This is a genomic window from Roseobacter denitrificans OCh 114 (genome assembly GCF_000014045.1).
Lineage (GTDB): Bacteria > Pseudomonadota > Alphaproteobacteria > Rhodobacterales > Rhodobacteraceae > Roseobacter > Roseobacter denitrificans.
On the sequence record NC_008209.1, the window covers coordinates 782,789 to 797,951 of the forward strand.

13 protein-coding genes and 1 tRNA gene are annotated in these 15,163 nt (G+C 52.8%); 10 read left to right on the top strand and 4 right to left on the bottom strand.

Annotated elements, in window-relative coordinates:
- Positions 1-18: 18 nt before the first annotated feature.
- The 7 genes from RD1_RS03700 (at position 19) to RD1_RS03730 (ending at position 9,716) form a co-directional block, all read left to right on the top strand.
- A complete protein-coding gene (locus tag RD1_RS03700) occupies positions 19-3,036 on the top strand; it encodes a sigma factor-like helix-turn-helix DNA-binding protein (RefSeq protein WP_011567104.1) in 3,018 nt (1,005 codons plus the stop codon).
- Positions 3,036-5,120 (top strand): DNA phosphorothioation system restriction enzyme, encoded by a 2,085-nt coding sequence (locus RD1_RS03705; RefSeq protein WP_011567105.1) that lies wholly within the window; start codon positions 3,036-3,038, stop codon positions 5,118-5,120. The genes RD1_RS03700 and RD1_RS03705 overlap by 1 nt, the downstream gene beginning before the upstream one ends.
- Positions 5,121-5,158: 38 nt before the next feature.
- Positions 5,159-5,350, top strand: a complete 192-nt coding sequence (locus tag RD1_RS03710; protein ID WP_143090244.1) for a hypothetical protein — start codon at positions 5,159-5,161, stop codon at positions 5,348-5,350.
- Entirely contained in the window at positions 5,347-7,398 is a 2,052-nt protein-coding gene (locus tag RD1_RS03715) for an AAA family ATPase (RefSeq protein ID WP_011567106.1), read from the top strand. The genes RD1_RS03710 and RD1_RS03715 overlap by 4 nt, the downstream gene beginning before the upstream one ends.
- Positions 7,388-7,819: a DNA phosphorothioation-associated protein 4 gene (locus tag RD1_RS03720; RefSeq protein WP_044032927.1), complete on the top strand. Its 432-nt coding sequence runs from the start codon at positions 7,388-7,390 to the stop codon at positions 7,817-7,819. Before RD1_RS03715 ends, RD1_RS03720 begins: the two co-directional genes overlap by 11 nt.
- Positions 7,820-7,941: 122 nt before the next feature.
- On the top strand, positions 7,942-8,484 hold the full coding sequence (locus RD1_RS03725; RefSeq protein WP_146120768.1) for a hypothetical protein: 543 nt from the start codon (positions 7,942-7,944) through the stop codon (positions 8,482-8,484).
- On the top strand, positions 8,484-9,716 hold the full coding sequence (locus RD1_RS03730; RefSeq protein ID WP_011567108.1) for a DNA phosphorothioation-associated DGQHR protein 1: 1,233 nt from the start codon (positions 8,484-8,486) through the stop codon (positions 9,714-9,716). The genes RD1_RS03725 and RD1_RS03730 overlap by 1 nt, the downstream gene beginning before the upstream one ends.
- Before the next feature lie 275 nt (positions 9,717-9,991).
- Here RD1_RS03730 and RD1_RS03735 read toward each other — a convergent pair whose 3' ends face one another.
- Genes RD1_RS03735 through RD1_RS21440 form a run of 3 tightly spaced genes read right to left on the bottom strand, consistent with a single transcriptional unit; the run spans position 9,992 to position 11,920 of the window.
- On the bottom strand, positions 9,992-10,552 hold the full coding sequence (locus tag RD1_RS03735) for a metallophosphoesterase (RefSeq protein WP_044032929.1): 561 nt from the start codon (positions 10,550-10,552) through the stop codon (positions 9,992-9,994).
- Positions 10,553-10,610: 58 nt separating this feature from the next.
- Positions 10,611-11,120, bottom strand: a complete 510-nt coding sequence (locus tag RD1_RS03740; protein WP_105880315.1) for a hypothetical protein — start codon at positions 11,118-11,120, stop codon at positions 10,611-10,613.
- Positions 11,121-11,179: 59 nt separating this feature from the next.
- Positions 11,180-11,920, bottom strand: a complete 741-nt coding sequence (locus RD1_RS21440; RefSeq protein WP_074958600.1) for a cellulose synthase operon protein YhjQ/BcsQ — start codon at positions 11,918-11,920, stop codon at positions 11,180-11,182.
- Between the two features lie 192 nt (positions 11,921-12,112).
- Between RD1_RS21440 and RD1_RS03745 the strand changes: the two genes are divergently transcribed.
- Complete coding sequence (locus RD1_RS03745; RefSeq protein ID WP_245897354.1) at positions 12,113-12,337, top strand: helix-turn-helix domain-containing protein; 225 nt, start codon at positions 12,113-12,115, stop codon at positions 12,335-12,337.
- A gap of 483 nt (positions 12,338-12,820) precedes the next feature.
- Here the strand turns inward: RD1_RS03745 and RD1_RS03750 are convergent.
- Positions 12,821-12,896: transfer RNA gene (locus RD1_RS03750), tRNA-Lys, on the bottom strand.
- A gap of 107 nt (positions 12,897-13,003) precedes the next feature.
- Here RD1_RS03750 and dapF point away from each other — a divergent pair.
- Together dapF and mtaB are read left to right on the top strand one after the other, a co-directional pair.
- A complete protein-coding gene (gene dapF / locus RD1_RS03755) occupies positions 13,004-13,837 on the top strand; it encodes a diaminopimelate epimerase (protein ID WP_074958603.1) in 834 nt (277 codons plus the stop codon).
- Entirely contained in the window at positions 13,834-15,087 is a 1,254-nt protein-coding gene (gene mtaB / locus RD1_RS03760) for a tRNA (N(6)-L-threonylcarbamoyladenosine(37)-C(2))-methylthiotransferase MtaB (RefSeq protein ID WP_011567113.1), read from the top strand. The genes dapF and mtaB overlap by 4 nt, the downstream gene beginning before the upstream one ends.
- Positions 15,088-15,163: the final 76 nt, after the last annotated feature.

Here is a 15,163-nt window from a genome sequence, read left to right on the forward strand (position 1 = left end):
GGGCGCCAAGTAGGCAACATGCTGTCAAGACTGGGCAAGAAACTCAAAGCTCTTGTGAGCAGGGAAACAGTGTCGACTGTGCCAGAGGCGCCCGCCGCCGCAACTGGCACACAAAACCCCTTCGCTGTTTCCGATGCCAATCACGTCTCAAGCCCTGCATCATCCGAACCTGCAACCATTATTGTCGGAGCAGAAAAAGGAGGCGGTCCCAAGCCACCAACCGTACTTGTGTTGGAAAGTCCTTCCCCGACACTAGATCGATCTGAAACTACCGAGCTTGAAGCGGCACATAAAGCTATTGACCTAGACCACGGTGCTTCAACCGGTGCGACTTCGGATGACGACTTGACGGTCATCAAGCTGGGCTTGGCAGTCGATGAGCCGCATAAGGACATACCTTCGAAAGAACAAACGACCTACGCCTATCATAATCGACCAACTCCGTCGGATCGGCCCACTTCTCAAAATGCTCCTGAAGAAGAACTGCTGTTGGACTTGGCCGTACGGAGTTTCGCATCGACGCGTCTCGTCAATGTGCTTCGCAATGCAGAACGTGACCTGCCTGCAAAAACGGTCACAGCCTACATGCGAGCGCCTGACGCAGCGCGAGAAGCGTTTCGGCAGCTCGAAAACTTTGGCGAAAAGACCGCAACGGAACTTGATGACCTTGTCAGGAAGTTCGCGCGCAAAGTTGATCAGGACCGGCAGGACGCTGCTGACAGCATCGTCGATGTCGTACGTGAAGCCGATTGCTCCGTTCGCCTCTTGAATGCGATCTCTGCACACTCGCATCGTCTGCCGGTCACCACCGTAAGCGAGTACATGAAAGCGCCAGCACACGCCCGGCAAGCTTTCTTGAAACTGCCAAACCTCGGGCGCAAGTCGGCAGATGAACTTGACCTAATCATGCGCAGTTTTGTACCGAGCAAAACTAATCCTCAAGGTGAGCAGCACCGGGTCTCAAGCGAAGACGGCGACTTCCAACGAGCACTTACGGCCGCTGAAGTCTTCCTCTCTGGAATGGTGTATCCTGATGAACTTTTTGAGTGGTCACCGCCTACAAGACTCACAAACCTTCTTAAAGTGGACCAAGTAGAGCAGCGGAAGAGTTTTGCGGATTTCTTGAAGACATATAATGAAACCGCATCGCGCATTCGTTCGCTGCCAGGTTGCGGACGAAAAAGCATCGAACAGCTGGACGAGATCGTAACCAAGATAATTGAAGCGCGTCTCTCTCATTGCGGTATGCGTAGCGAGATTGCACTCGACATTAGACGTTTGCTGCTAGGCGAATTTGTTTCGCAAGCATCCCTCACGAGCATAACTGAACTTGGAAGTATCAAGCCTGAAGACATCAAAGCCTCTGAAAGTGCTTCGATCGAGGAATTGACAGTAACCGAAATCATTGAGGGATGTATCTCGACCCTCAACGATCGGCAGCAAGACATCCTTCAGCGGCGATACGGCATAAATAGAGGGCAAACCGAAACTCTCGAACAAGTCGCTTCCGACTATGACGTGACGCGCGAGCGTATTCGCCAGATTGAGAAGAAAGCAAAGCAAAAGCTCGAGACGAAACGCACAAAGAAAGTCTTGATCGGCGCGCTGGAGCAAGAAGGGTCGTTGGAAAAGCTCTTCAAGAACCGGAAAATTGTCTCTGACGAACAGATAAGTGCTGTAAGTAAGCTGCTCACTGCGCAAGAGCTTCTTGCCGTCGATCTGGCTTACGGCGACATGAGATCGTTCCTCGACGCTGAAAGCGTTAGAACTGAGGCAGGTTGGATCCAAGAACAAGACCTGCTCTTAACGAGCCATGAGCCGGAAGACTTATCTGGCTCATTGCGGCAGCGGATCGTATCCGCGATACGCGAGCAAAAACTGCCGATCCGTTTGACAGAAATTGCCGCAGCGCTGCCCGACTACCCACTTTCGGAGATCATGGGTGAGTTGTCAGCACGCTTCGAGGCTTCAATCGAGGGTGACTTCGTTAGAGCTGCTTCCCGTTTGCCTGGCACGGTACGGTGTATTCTGATACTTCGCGAAGCGGGCCGCGCGATGCATTGCGACGAAATCCGAGCCCGAATGCACGAAGTCTTCGCAAAAGATGAGAGCATTCATCATATCGGAAGTACACTCTCTGGAATGGAAGAAGCCCTGATCGTTGAACGAGGAACATACGACCTCTACGAGAACTTGAGCCTGACAGATGGTGATCTTGAAGAAGTCCGAGACCGCACGCTTTCCCACCTGAAAAGAGTGGGTGGCTTCATAAGCGCCAAAGTTTTGTTCTCCGACTTGTTTCAAGGCGAGACAGAGCGCTTTGGGATAGCATTCGGACCATACATGCTCCTCGGTATAGTACAGGATGACGAGCGTTTCGTGACTAAGCGAGGCCTGATGATCGGGCTCGCAACTGATGAAAACAAGTCGGAGTTCCGCGGCCTGGGCGAAGAAGTCTTGGCCGTACTCATAGAAGCGCAGCGATCAATGACGTTGGTAGAGATCGTCCAGGAGCTCGAAGGCCGAAGAGATGTTCTTACAACGTCGATATCAGTTGGTTTGGAGAATTCACCCGAGGCGGTTTCGGTCGGCCGTGGTCGCTTTGATTTAGTAGGCAGAGCCATCGGTCCAGACGAACGCCAAACAGACCTAATTTTGGCTTGCGCTATCGCTTTGGCGAATGGCCCCAGAACCGCATTTGCTTTATCAGAGCTCTTGAGCCCCATTTGGGGTGAGATTCAGACGAGACCGCTACTGAGCTTCTTGAAAAACCGCGCAATCTTCGATGTGGATGAAAAGATCGTTTCAGTGACTGAGCTGCCCGAAGCGGTGGCAAAATACGTAGCCATTCGTGATCGTGTTATTGAGGTTGGAGAAATGGGGGTGCCGGGCGTTGAAGCGGTGCGAGATGCTCTCGTATCGCGTGATGCGCCTGACCTGACCCGGCTCGACCACCTGTTTGCAAATAAGCAAGAAGAGCCGGACGAAGGTGAAGAAATGCTCGGGATGATACTCGGGGACTTTGGTATAAATTGATGTCCTTTGAGACCCTGAAACTCCCTTTTTATGTCACCACCAGCGAGCATGAACCGGTGGCAGATTTTTTCAATCCGGTTCTTGAGCATGCGCAGCAATATGACATTGCTGTCGGATACTTTAGCAGCGCGTGGATGCGCGATGCAGCCCATGGAATGGCAACTTTTGCACTCAACGGTGGCAAAGCCAGATGGGTGATTTCTCCCGAAATCTCTTTGGAAGACTTCGAGAGCCTACAGGTTGACGGTCAGTTTTCAAATGAGCGTATCCGAGAACTCATTTCTCGGTCATATGAAGACCTCTACGAGCACCTTTCGCAGTATACGCGTGAGGCACTCGGATGGCTTCTTCATGATGGCGTATTGACCTTCAAAGTAGGCATTCCGAAGAACAGGCTGTCCGGAATCCTGCATGCGAAACAGGGCATCTTCACGGATGAGTTTGGAAACCGAGTCGGCTTCCAAGGATCTTATAATTTGACCGGTGGAGCCGGCACCAATTGGGAAGCTTTCAGCGTCTTTTGTGATTGGAAATCAAGCGAAAGCCAGGAACGGAACAACCACATCGCTGCGTCCTTCGACAGAATGTGGAGAGGACTGGATCCAAACCTAGCACTGTTTGACCCTTCTTCAGCAGATCTTGAGCGGTTTGTCAGCGCGGCCAGGGATAGCTCCCGACACTACGATTTGTTCCCGCCTGAAAAACCAAGCTCTCCCCGTGTGCCCGAACACTTTCTGACTAACGGGCGTCTGCGGGGCTACCAAGAAGAGGGAATCCGTAAATGGTTCAAGAACAATGGCCGCGGAGTTCTCCACATGGCAACGGGAACCGGCAAGACCGTGACTGCGTTAACTGCTGTGACGCGGCTGAATGATTTTGTCGCTCAAAAGAACGGCCAGCTTTGCATCGTCGTTACGGTTCCATATCAACATCTCGCAGAACAGTGGGCCGGGGAAGCCGAAGAGTTCGGCTTCGAACCCATTTTGTGCTACGGCGGCGTCAACCGCTGGATGGAGGAGTGCCAGAGGCGCCTGAATGAACTGCGATCAAAGGCAACGCAGCACGTGATGCTCATCGCGGTCAATGCGTCTATGGCAGATAAACCGTTCCAGTCGGTCCTGGGTTCCTTTGATGGAAACATCCTATTCGTTGGCGATGAGGCGCATAATTTGGGTGCGCCGTCCAACCTACAGGCCCTTCCGGAGCGTGCAGCCTTTAGACTTGGACTGACGGCGACGCCTGATCGCTACGGGGATGAGGAAGGCACCGACGCTCTCAAAAGGTATTTCGGAGAGATCGTTTTGGACTACGGCTTGGACAAGGCGATCAGCGGCGGTCACCTTTGCCGATATCTTTACTATCCGATCCTCGTGCACTTGGATGAAGACGAACAAGACGAGTATGCGGAGCTCTCCGTACGAATCGGCAGACTTTTTGGCCAAGCAGCCAAGCTGGAAAGCGACAAAGGCGAACAGCTAAACCGTTTGTTGATCAAACGGGCACGCCTGATCGGAAAAGCGCGAAACAAGCTGCCGGAGCTGATCAAGCTTCTCAAGCAGCAGGGAGAGGTCTCTCATACTCTGATATATTGCGGCGACAGCAAAGAAGATGGGCATCGATACATCGACACTGCACTTGCCAGGGTAGGCGGTGAACTCGGACTAAGAGCGAGCCCGTTCACTTCGGAAGAGAACAACGACGAAAGGTCCAGATTATTGAAGCAGTTCGCGGCGGGTGACATACAGGCACTGCTGGCTATCCGATGCCTGGACGAAGGTGTTGACGTACCAATGACACGGACTGCGTACATCTTGGCTTCGTCTGCAAACCCAAAAGAATTTGTCCAACGACGGGGCAGAGTACTTCGGCGGTCCAAAGGGAAAAACCGTGCTTACATCTATGATTTCATCGTTGTGCCAGATCTTGAACAATTATCAGACCAGGCTCCATCTAACGTAGAGCGGTCCCTGATGAAACGCGAACTGTCTAGGTTCAATGAATTTGCGACGCTTGCAGAAAACCACGGTGAAGCGCTCTCGACGATCACAGAAATCAAGAAGTGCCTTAACCTCCTTGACCACTAGCGCATATGATTCAGAAGTTACTAGAAAAGGCGTTACGAATGAGTGAGAACAACAAGTCTCCAAAACAAGTTCTTGAAGCTGCGTCTCCGAAGGCCCGTAAAGTCGTCAATGAGATTCTATCCATTGAGCATGAGTATCAGAGTTATCGAAACCTTGGGGCCGTCAGCAGTGTTGAGAAAGAGATTGCTGCGCGGATCAAGCAACTCATCGAGCGTGAGGTAAAACGGTGAGAATACTTCGCCTCAAGATAAAGAACTTCCGCCAGTTTTATGGTGATTGTGAGTTAGAGTTCCTCTCAGACGATACATCGAGAATTACCGTCATTCATGGTGAAAACGGATCTGGTAAAACTTCTCTTTTAAACGCATTCAAATGGGTTCTATACGGTAAGACAGATTTCGATACTGGCGAGCAGACAATCCTCAACGAACTTGCTTTGTCTGAAATCTCTCCTGGAGCGGTGACTGAGCTAAGCCTAGAACTTGAGTTTGAGCACGAAGGCTCCACCTACACTGTGCACCGAAAGCAGGAGTTCAAGCGTACAGGAGAAGCGCTGGAAGCCGAACCAATTGGGAAATCTGTTCCAACCCTGTCCTGGATCGATGAACGGGGGAAGTATGAGACAGCAAAGAACCCTGCCAACCGGATCAACCAATTGATACCTGAGCAGATGCACTCGTATTTCTTCTTCAACGGCGAGCGCATCGAAAAACTGGCTAACGTGTCTGCTTCTGGCGAAATCCGAGATGCTATCAAGACCTTGATGGGCTTGGAGATCATAGACCGGGCAAGCGATCATCTTGGTCGTTTGGTGATCAAGGATCTTCGGAAGGAAGCAAGTGAGACGGCTTCAGCTGACTATCGCGATCTACTTGAAAAAGAGTCGAGGATTAGCTCAGAGATAGATCAACGGAAACTAGAGCGGGATACGGCGGCAAAATCCAGCAAGGGCTTCCAAACAGAACTAGACGCCATCAATGCCTCTTATGAGCGAATAGCCGATGTAAAGGCAAAGGCCGAGCAAAGGCGAAGTCTGGAAGCCGAGAGAGGTAGAATCGAAGGCGTCCTTGAAAAGCTGAGCCAAGAGAGGATGGATCTGGTATCGCAATCGGGCGCACTGGCCTTTCTGAGCGATACTGTAGCATCTGTCTCAACTGTTCTAGAAGACTGTCGCAAGAGGGGTGAGTTGCCTTATAAGATTAGGCGGACGTTCATTGACGACCTATTACACGACGCGAAGTGCATTTGTGGAACTGAACTTCAAGAGGGCACGAAAGCACGAGCCGCGATTGAAGGATACCGTGACCAAGCGACTGGAGAGGATCTTGAGGCCGCGTTCACAGACGTCGTGAGCAACCTAAGAGCAATGCCTCGTGAGAGGACCAGACTGTATGCACAGCTGTCAACTTGGTCGGCAGAAGAGAGCGACTACAACAAGCGACTAAAAGCGATCACTGAAGAGCTCGACGAGATCAGCAGCAGTTTAGGGTCTTCTGACATTGAAGACGTTAAACGTCTGGAAGAGCGCCGGAATGAGCTGACAAAACTCCAAGCGGAAGAACGCCTTAAAATCGCCAAAGCAAAAGATGCGATTGAACTTCTGAATGACGACCTAGCCAAGGTTAAAAAAGAGATTGAGAAGGTCCAATCGAAGTCCCAAAAAGAAGACTTGGCAAGGCAGAAACTTGAGTTCGCCGAAGCTTGTAAGAGTCTGGTGGACAACCTGCATGAGGCCTTGGCCGAGGAGACACGCCATCATTTGTCTACAAAGGTAAATGACACTTTCCAGAGCATCCTCCGTAAAGATTTCTACGCAGAGATTGATCGCGACTACACCTTGAGAATCTTCAAAGACGTCCCGGGGGTCGGAAAGCAACCCGTTTCTGAGAAGTCGACGGGGGAGAACCAGGTTATCAGCCTGAGCTTCATTGCGAGTTTGGTTAATCTCGCAAAGGAACGCAACAAGGCAAAAACAACCTTTTTCAAGGGCGGTGTTTATCCCTTGATTATGGACTCGCCGTTCGGCGCTTTGGACCGCGAATATCGGGAAAAGATTGCGCAGCACATTCCTGATCTCGCAGACCAAGTGATTGTCTTTGCTTCAAACTCTCAGTGGAGCAAGGAAGTCGATGAAAAGTGTCGACCGTTCATCGGCAAGGAGTATAGCTTGGTCTACCACGCGCCGAAGTCCAAAGGGCGCGAAGAAGACACCGACTACGTGAAACGCACTGATGGTCCTGAGTTCACAAAAATCGAGGAGGGCTATCTTGGCCACTAGAGTAAGACGCCCCGCCGAGTTCGAAGAAATGCTCAGCGAGCTTCGGGACGAAGGCATTTTTCCGACCTTCAAGGACACTCTTGTTTTTGCGGCTGCATTAGGATTCCGGCGCGGAAACCGAAAGCCGTTTCAAAAGAGTTCAGAACCCATCGATCTTGAGGTGTTCAGGGGTGATTTTGACAGAACCATAATGAGCATGATTGCAATCGAGGAAAACAGCGATCCAAAGATGCTGGCTCCTTCGAACGAAGCCGAACGTGTCTTGTGCTTTGAAGAGTATGCCAATGGTGGCCTTGAGATCATGAAGCGAGAAATTTCCGACGGCAAACAAGACTGGCGGGAAGGTCTTCTTTCCCTAATCCACAGGGAAGAAGGAGATCAGACAATACTTGATGACATCACAGAGCTTGCGAATTTTTGAAAGAAAAAACGGAATGCATGGATCGGGAAGGTGTCGAAGTCGTGAATAAGGAGCACTTCGAGATTTTGTCGCATCTAATGCTAGCTTGATCCCAAGCCGCAATATTTAACGAGGGGAAGCCATTGAGTAGCGAAAAAATGACAAACAAACCCCTAGGTGATTGGCAGTACCTAGGTCGTGAGATTTGGCGTCGTACCTGGCAACCGTTCAAGAACGTGCCGTTTGTTTTCTACGTCGTACTAGCGATCATATGCCTAGGGGGCCTTGGCATCTGGGTCGAAGTTATCAAGAGTCAGCTTGGACAATCAGCGGACAGGTCAGGACTTCTCACCGCGTTGTCCACGTTTTTTCCAGCTTTAATTGGTTCAGCATCGCTGCAGCTCATTTTGACTTCGACTGGAAACTCAGACAAAGTTCTCGTTTCCTTCTCTTTGCTTGCATGTTTTCTTTCGTTTTTCGGCGTCGTTTTAATCACGGTGTTTTTCCCGGTTCATCCTGGCTGGTCATTAGGGGCTGCGATCTGGTTCGGGATTTTTGCGGTTTGGTTTTGGTGGTTCACAAACGGCGACGAGCTTACCTATCAAAACGCCCCGATTGACGCTGCCGCGGGCGGCAGCACAACACGATCTGTCAAAGGCAACCTGAACGATTTTAAGGTAGACTGATGAATATTGAGTTCCCTTTCACGGTACCCACTCTTCGGGTCGATCAGCGACTAGGAAGTTTTTATGTTGCCGTACTTCCAGCTGAATTGCTGTTACGTGTTTGCGCCAGCGACAGGATGAGTGCGTCACTTAATCCAGATGGTGTAGGTTACACACTCGAAGGTACTCAGCGGGTGATACAAGACAAACGATTATCAGAAATTGCTGCTTACATTAATCGTGTTGATTCGGCATTTCCAAACTCAATCATCGTAGCAGCGAACTATGACCGAGAGACTGGTTTCGACCAAACTGAGAATGAAGACATTGCGAAGGAAGAAGGCGAGACTAACGATGGAATTTCAAGCGCCTGGACCGTGCAGACAACAGACAACGGATGCCACAAGCTAACGATTCCATCTGAAGCCAAACTTGCAGCGGTAATTGATGGACAGCACCGACTGTTCTCGTTCGCGAAGGCTAGTCAAGAAGCCTTGCAGAGCATGAACTTGATTTGCTCGATATTTATCGATCTCCCCAAAGCTTTACAGGCGCAAATCTTTGCCACCATTAACTCAACTCAAAAACGAGTGGACCGCAGTCTTACCTACGAACTTTTTGGTTACAACGTTTCTGACGAACCAGAAGAGTATTGGACACCGGACAAGCTCGCCGTTTTCTTTGCTCGAAAGCTGGCTACAGACTCAGGTTCACCGCTTCGAGGCCGTATAACAGTTGCGCCGAAAAGGGACACAAGGCTTGAGCAGATTGCAGCTGACGCAGCGTGGAAGATATCTACCGCCGTCGCTGTGGACGGAATCCTGAGGTTGTACTCAAGTAATCCGAAGCGAGATGCCAATCTGATGCGTGAAGGAGATGCTCATACCAGAGAAGTACTTTTGAAAGGCCCAAAGGACAAATCGCCACTTCGAAGCGCTTACATTGAGGGCAACGACGCAGTAATATTTAAGATGGTGCTGAACTATCTCAAAGCCGCTGAGGAGGTCTTTTGGAAAAACGCACAAGAAGGCTCCTATATCTTTCGCACGGTGGGTGTGCAGGCTATTTTTGATATACTTAGAAAACTTGCATCTGAGGCATTTGATAAGAGAGACATCAGTTCTGGATACTTCCAAGCTGTTTTGGACCCGGCCAAAGACATTGATTTTTCTTCTACCGAATTCCAGAATGCTTCAGGGTCGGGCCGGACTTTCATTCGCAAAACAATTGAGGAAGCTGTGGGAGTCTCCTAAAGATCGAAATTCACGGAGTTTCAATAGCCATTTAATCATATAAGCGGAACCGGCCTGCTCTATTAACAGTTGTTCTTTTGAAGCCTCTTGCATAGCTTTGTCCCTTCAAGGTCTTTCTCACTAAACATAGACAGAGACGTAGTGGGTTGTAGGAGCTATTAATTCATTGGGAGTGGCGTGTGATTAGGATAATTTTCTGCTCGGCCTCTTCCAGAAGCGTTTCCGGGTTGGGACACAGCTCAGTGACGTTGGTCTTTTGCATTTCTTCGATCATCTCAAAGCTCCACGCCGCGTTCGACGTCCTGCCAGTGCCTGTTCTGTGGCAGGCTTTTCGCACGCTGCGCGATGTCTCGGATCGTAACGGGCACATAGCCCCAGACGTCGGTTCCAACGTTCACCGCATTTTTGCTTCCCATCCACTGGTTATGAACGTGGCCGAAAAGGTGGAGCGCGCCGCGTCTGGCGCGGTGCCAGGTGATCATCGGATAGTGGTTGAGGACGGAAGGCGCGCCGTTACCATCGGCGACCTCGGCCGTGTGAGAGACTGACGTCCAGGGCAGGCTTTGGGTCGCCTGGCCATCGTGGTTTCCGACGACCAGGTGCCGTTCCCTTCCGGGCAGCCGGTTGAAGAGGTTGTTGAGCCATTTCGCGTCCTTTGCCCTCGGTCCAAAGGCGAAGTCGCCGACGACCCATAGCGTATCCTCCGGCCCCACCCTTGCCGAGAGATTAGCAAGCAGCATCGTGTCCATGTGCGAGGCGGACTCGAATGGACGGTTGCAATGCTTTATGATGTTATCATGTCCGAAGTGTAAGTCCGCCGTGTACCAATTGGTCATGTCAGTCTCAGATCGTCGTGCGTTCGCCGGGCCAGGTGGGTCGGCTTTAGATTTCTGTTCAGGTGCGGGTGGCAGAAGCTATCTCGCTCGCGAGCAAGCGGTCGATCTCGTCCCGCAATGCTTTTGTTCGCTTGCCGTAGCTCTTAGACCAGATCCTTAAACCTACGTAGACGCACCCAATGAGAACGATCGCGTAGACTTGGAATCCAGTGGCAGTGAGGGCTTGATCCCCGAGGCCGATGGTGTCGAGGAGCGCTGCCCAGACCAACGCGCCGGGCAGGGCGAGCAGAACGCTGAGGCCAAGTGTGCTGATGATAGTCGAGCCGACAGATGTGCTGATCGTCAGCGCGTCGCCATCGTGGACCACGCCGGTCGTGAAGTTGGCGAAGGCGAGGGGTTTCCCGGAACCTGGTCGTGATATGACTGCTACCTCATGTCCCGGCCGGGCGGTTTCGAACATGTCGCCTTGAAACCGGTGCTCTTTGCCCTCCTCATCGCGGAGCCACAGTTCTGGCGTCACATTGATCCGCCCGTAGCCGCTTTGGCGGTCGATGCGGAAAGATTGCATCTGTTGCCTTGCGGTTGTGACCACACCGCGAAGAACTAGAAGCCGACCACAGCTGCCGTTCATGTCGCCATTAGCCCGAGATTGGGCCGGGTGGAACATTCATTCCTTCGCTCTACAAGCTCGACAGCTTCGCGTGCTAAGCTCAAGCAACCGGTATGCCATTCTTCATTTGATATTGGTGCAGCTGCGGGAGTGCTTGACGATATCACTGATGCACAAAGATCGGGTTGGTACGGTAGTTCTGTTTTCAGCACAGGCAGGGGCGCAAACGCCTGGCGAACCGAACTCGGGTTACTTGAGCCCGCGACGAGGCATCGCAACGTATGGTAGCCATCCAAAAATTCTTCTGGCAGGTCTCTACTTACCGCGCATGCGTCTGCTGCGTCACGAGCTGGTACAAGCAACAGTGATGATTGGCCCATTGCTTGGAATACCGAAGGTGTCTGGTGGGCGGGTGTGTCGACAACTGCAAAGTGCCATGCCTCTCGCCGTAACTGTCCTAGTACGGATTCAAGATATGCGGCTGTTGAAGTACGGATGTACTGAACCTGAGAGCCAGACTGGCACCCGCTCGCCAGCCTGGTCGCCCATCTTTGAAGAAGGGTCTCGTCTGGCGAAGACCCGCGGCCCCGGTTCTTCGACAACACTTCTTCTTGCAAAGGCACAGCGTGACCGGCGTCAATCAGCGCAACACTATGCCCAATTGCAGCCAGCCCATGAGCGAGCGCGGCAGCACCGGTTGTACGACCGACACCGCCTTTGAACCCTGTCAGCGTAACCGTATGCAGTCTTGCCCCCATATGGCCTCACCCTGCTGGCGACGGCCTCTGTTGCCGTGCCTGAATGATGACGCTCCCGACAAGTTCGCTGCGCATCATCTGCCTGAAATCCCTCGTTTCCGCTATGACTATAGTAAATTGTTACTATAGTCATTAGAGATATTTTCTCCGTTCCCCGACAGAGTTGGGATGGAACGGAAAAACCAAGCCTTGATGGAGGCTTACGCGCGGGTTCTCCGCGAGAGACGTAAGGCCGCGAACCTCTCGCAGGAGGAACTCGCGTTCCGAACGGATCTATCTATGAGCTACATCTCGTTCCTGGAAACGTGTCGGCGACAACCCACCCTGACTGTGATGGATGCAATCTGTCGGGAACTTGGCGTATCGCTGACGGAATTTATTGGTGAGGTTGAAGGGGACGTCGAGAATAATAGGTAGGCACTGATCGCCTGGATGTTAGAGGGCGGAGGGTAGATGGGGTGGGCGGCTTCCGCTTCCAGGCGTCGCAATGCGCCTTTGTCCGGGTGTCATGATCTGCGATCGAGGCGAGCTACCCTATGTAACCCATCGCTGTCGGCCTGTATTTGGCCAAGACAGTCTTTCACGTGCACGGCAACGCGGAGGCTGAGCGGGTTATGTTCAAAGGCTCTTCTGGCGATCTCTGGTCATTCAGTTTTTCGAACGCCTCGCGCCTTGTCTAATTGGTGTCTAGGCTTGCGCATTGGGCCACCATTTGGCGCGCTAACTGTCGAAACTGGAACATATGCCGATCAGTTCCTGACAAGTGTTGCTTCGGCTTCATCACAACCAACTGCACCGGAAAGCCCCAAAAGGTTGTTGTGGAAGATTTCCTTGACGTTTGTGGCAAAAAATCTGGCAATTGTGGAAGACTCGCGTGAGTGCTCACACAATCGGTTGAAGTGGTGAGCCGTGCAGGATTCGAACCTGCGACCCACTGATTAAAAGTCAGTTGCTCTACCAACTGAGCTAACGGCCCACTAGGCGGTGTTCTTAGAAAGGTGGGGCGGGCGGGTCAAGCCCTTAAATCAGTGTTTTTCAAAGGTTCTACTGGATAGTTCGGGAGCGTCGGCTTATATGGCCGCAATGTATGAGAAAGACGATAGCGGTCTGCCCTTCATGAAGATGCACGGGCTGGGAAACGACTTTGTCGTTTTGGATGCGCGCAGGCGTTCGATGGACATCACACCTCGTTTTGCGCAGGCTCTCGGACACAGGCACACCGGTGTTGGATTTGACCAACTTGCCTTGATAACAAACACAAAAACCGGGGTGCACCTCGCGTTCTTCAATGCGGATGGCTCTGTTTCGTCGGCCTGTGGGAATGCGACGCGCTGCATTGCCGATTACATCATGGCGCAAACCGGGGCTTCGGATATGACCTTATCGACGGACCGGGGGGTGCTTGCCGCATGCCGTGCGGCAAATGGTCAGACCTCGGTCAATATGGGTGCGCCGCAGCTTGATTGGACCGAGGTGCCTCTTGCGCGCGAGATGGACACGCTTGAGCTTCCGATAGAGGGCACTCCCACCGCAACTGGCATGGGCAATCCGCATTGCACCTTTTTCGTCGATGACGTCATGCAGACAGACGTCGCAAAGCTTGGTGCCGAATTGGAACACCATGAGTTGTTCCCGCAGCGGACAAATGTCCAGTTTGCCTCAATCACAGGGCCTGACACCATACGTATGCGGGTTTGGGAGCGTGGTGTGGGGATGACGCTGGCATCGGGGTCTTCCAGTTGCGCGGTGGCCGTCGCTGCCGCCCGGCGCGGGCTCACCGGGCGCAAGGTTCAGGTCGATCTCGATGGCGGGCGGTTGGAGATTGACTGGCGCGAGGATGGTGTTTGGATGACCGGCCCGACGCAGCATGTGTTTTCCGGAACGCTCACGCGGTCCTTTCTGGAGAGCATCGCATGAGCGCACCCAAATTCACGACCCTTGGCTGCCGTTTGAACGCCTATGAGACCGAAGCAATGAAAGAACTCGCCGCTGAGGCCGGTCTGTCGGATGCTGTGGTGGTAAACACCTGTGCGGTGACGGGCGAAGCCGTGCGCAAAGCCCGCAGTACGATCCGTAAACTGCGGCGTGAAAACCCGACAGCACGCCTGATCGTTACCGGATGCGCCGCCCAGACAGAGCCGCAAACCTTTGCCGCGATGCCCGAAGTTAATGCGGTCATTGGTAACACCGAAAAGATGCAGGGCGATACCTGGGGCGCGCTCGCCGCCGATTTCATCGGCGAAAGCGAAGCGGTGCAAGTTGATGACATCATGTCCGTGACCGAGACCGCAGGTCATCTGATTGACGGCTTTGGCACCCGGAGCCGGGCTTATGTGCAGGTGCAGAACGGGTGCGACCATCGCTGTACTTTTTGCATCATCCCCTATGGCCGCGGCAATTCGCGGTCGGTTCCGGCTGGCGTTGTTGTCGACCAGATCAAGCGTTTGGTCGATAAGGGGTTCAACGAGGTCGTGCTCACGGGCGTGGACCTGACCAGTTGGGGGGCGGATTTACCGGCCCAGCCAAAGCTTGGTGATCTGGTCATGCGAATTCTCAGGCTTGTCCCGGATTTGCCGCGTTTGCGGATTAGTTCAATCGACAGCATCGAGGTTGACGAAAACCTGATGCAGGCGATTGCCACCGAGCATCGGTTGATGCCGCATTTGCACCTGTCATTGCAGCACGGCGATGACATGATCCTCAAGCGGATGAAAAGGCGGCACTTGCGGGATGACGCCATTCGCTTTGCGCAGGATGCCCGGCGTTTGCGGCCGGATATGACGTTTGGCGCTGATATCATCGTGGGTTTTCCGACCGAAACGGAGGCGATGTTCGATAACTCCCTGGCGCTGGTTGAGGAGTGCGATCTGACGTGGCTGCATGTTTTTCCCTACTCCGCGCGACCAGGCACACCTGCGGCGCGCATGCCTGCTGTCCATGGTCAGATCATCAAGGAACGGGCATCGCGCTTGCGCGCCGCCGGAGACGCGCAAGTCCAGCGACATCTTTCCGCGCAGGTTGGTAAGGTGCACAACGTGCTGATGGAAAGTGCGTCCAGGGGGCGTACCGAGCAGTTTACCGAAGTTCAGGTTTCGACACCGCGACAAGAAGGCAGGATCATCCCGTTGCCCATCACAGGGACCGTTGGTGCCGCTTTGCAGGGGTGAAGGGGTTCTTTTGCAGGCCCTGTCGCACGTATCTTTTCAATGCCGTAAGGTCGCCCGTCAGAGATGCAGGCCCGAA

Excerpts from the sequence above, each read along its gene's own strand:
- RD1_RS03700 (WP_011567104.1), top strand. The coding sequence starts at position 19 with ATGCTGTCAAGACTGGGCAAGAAACTCAAAGCTCTTGTGAGCAGGGAA.
- RD1_RS03705 (WP_011567105.1), top strand. The coding sequence starts at position 3,036 with ATGTCCTTTGAGACCCTGAAACTCCCTTTTTATGTCACCACCAGCGAG.
- RD1_RS03710 (WP_143090244.1), top strand. The coding sequence starts at position 5,159 with ATGAGTGAGAACAACAAGTCTCCAAAACAAGTTCTTGAAGCTGCGTCT.
- RD1_RS03730 (WP_011567108.1), top strand. The coding sequence starts at position 8,484 with ATGAATATTGAGTTCCCTTTCACGGTACCCACTCTTCGGGTCGATCAG.
- RD1_RS03735 (WP_044032929.1), bottom strand. The coding sequence starts at position 10,552 with ATGACCAATTGGTACACGGCGGACTTACACTTCGGACATGATAACATC.
- RD1_RS03740 (WP_105880315.1), bottom strand. The coding sequence starts at position 11,120 with ATGCAATCTTTCCGCATCGACCGCCAAAGCGGCTACGGGCGGATCAAT.
- RD1_RS21440 (WP_074958600.1), bottom strand. The coding sequence starts at position 11,920 with ATGGGGGCAAGACTGCATACGGTTACGCTGACAGGGTTCAAAGGCGGT.
- RD1_RS03745 (WP_245897354.1), top strand. The coding sequence starts at position 12,113 with ATGGAGGCTTACGCGCGGGTTCTCCGCGAGAGACGTAAGGCCGCGAAC.
- dapF (WP_074958603.1), top strand. The coding sequence starts at position 13,004 with ATGTATGAGAAAGACGATAGCGGTCTGCCCTTCATGAAGATGCACGGG.
- mtaB (WP_011567113.1), top strand. The coding sequence starts at position 13,834 with ATGAGCGCACCCAAATTCACGACCCTTGGCTGCCGTTTGAACGCCTAT.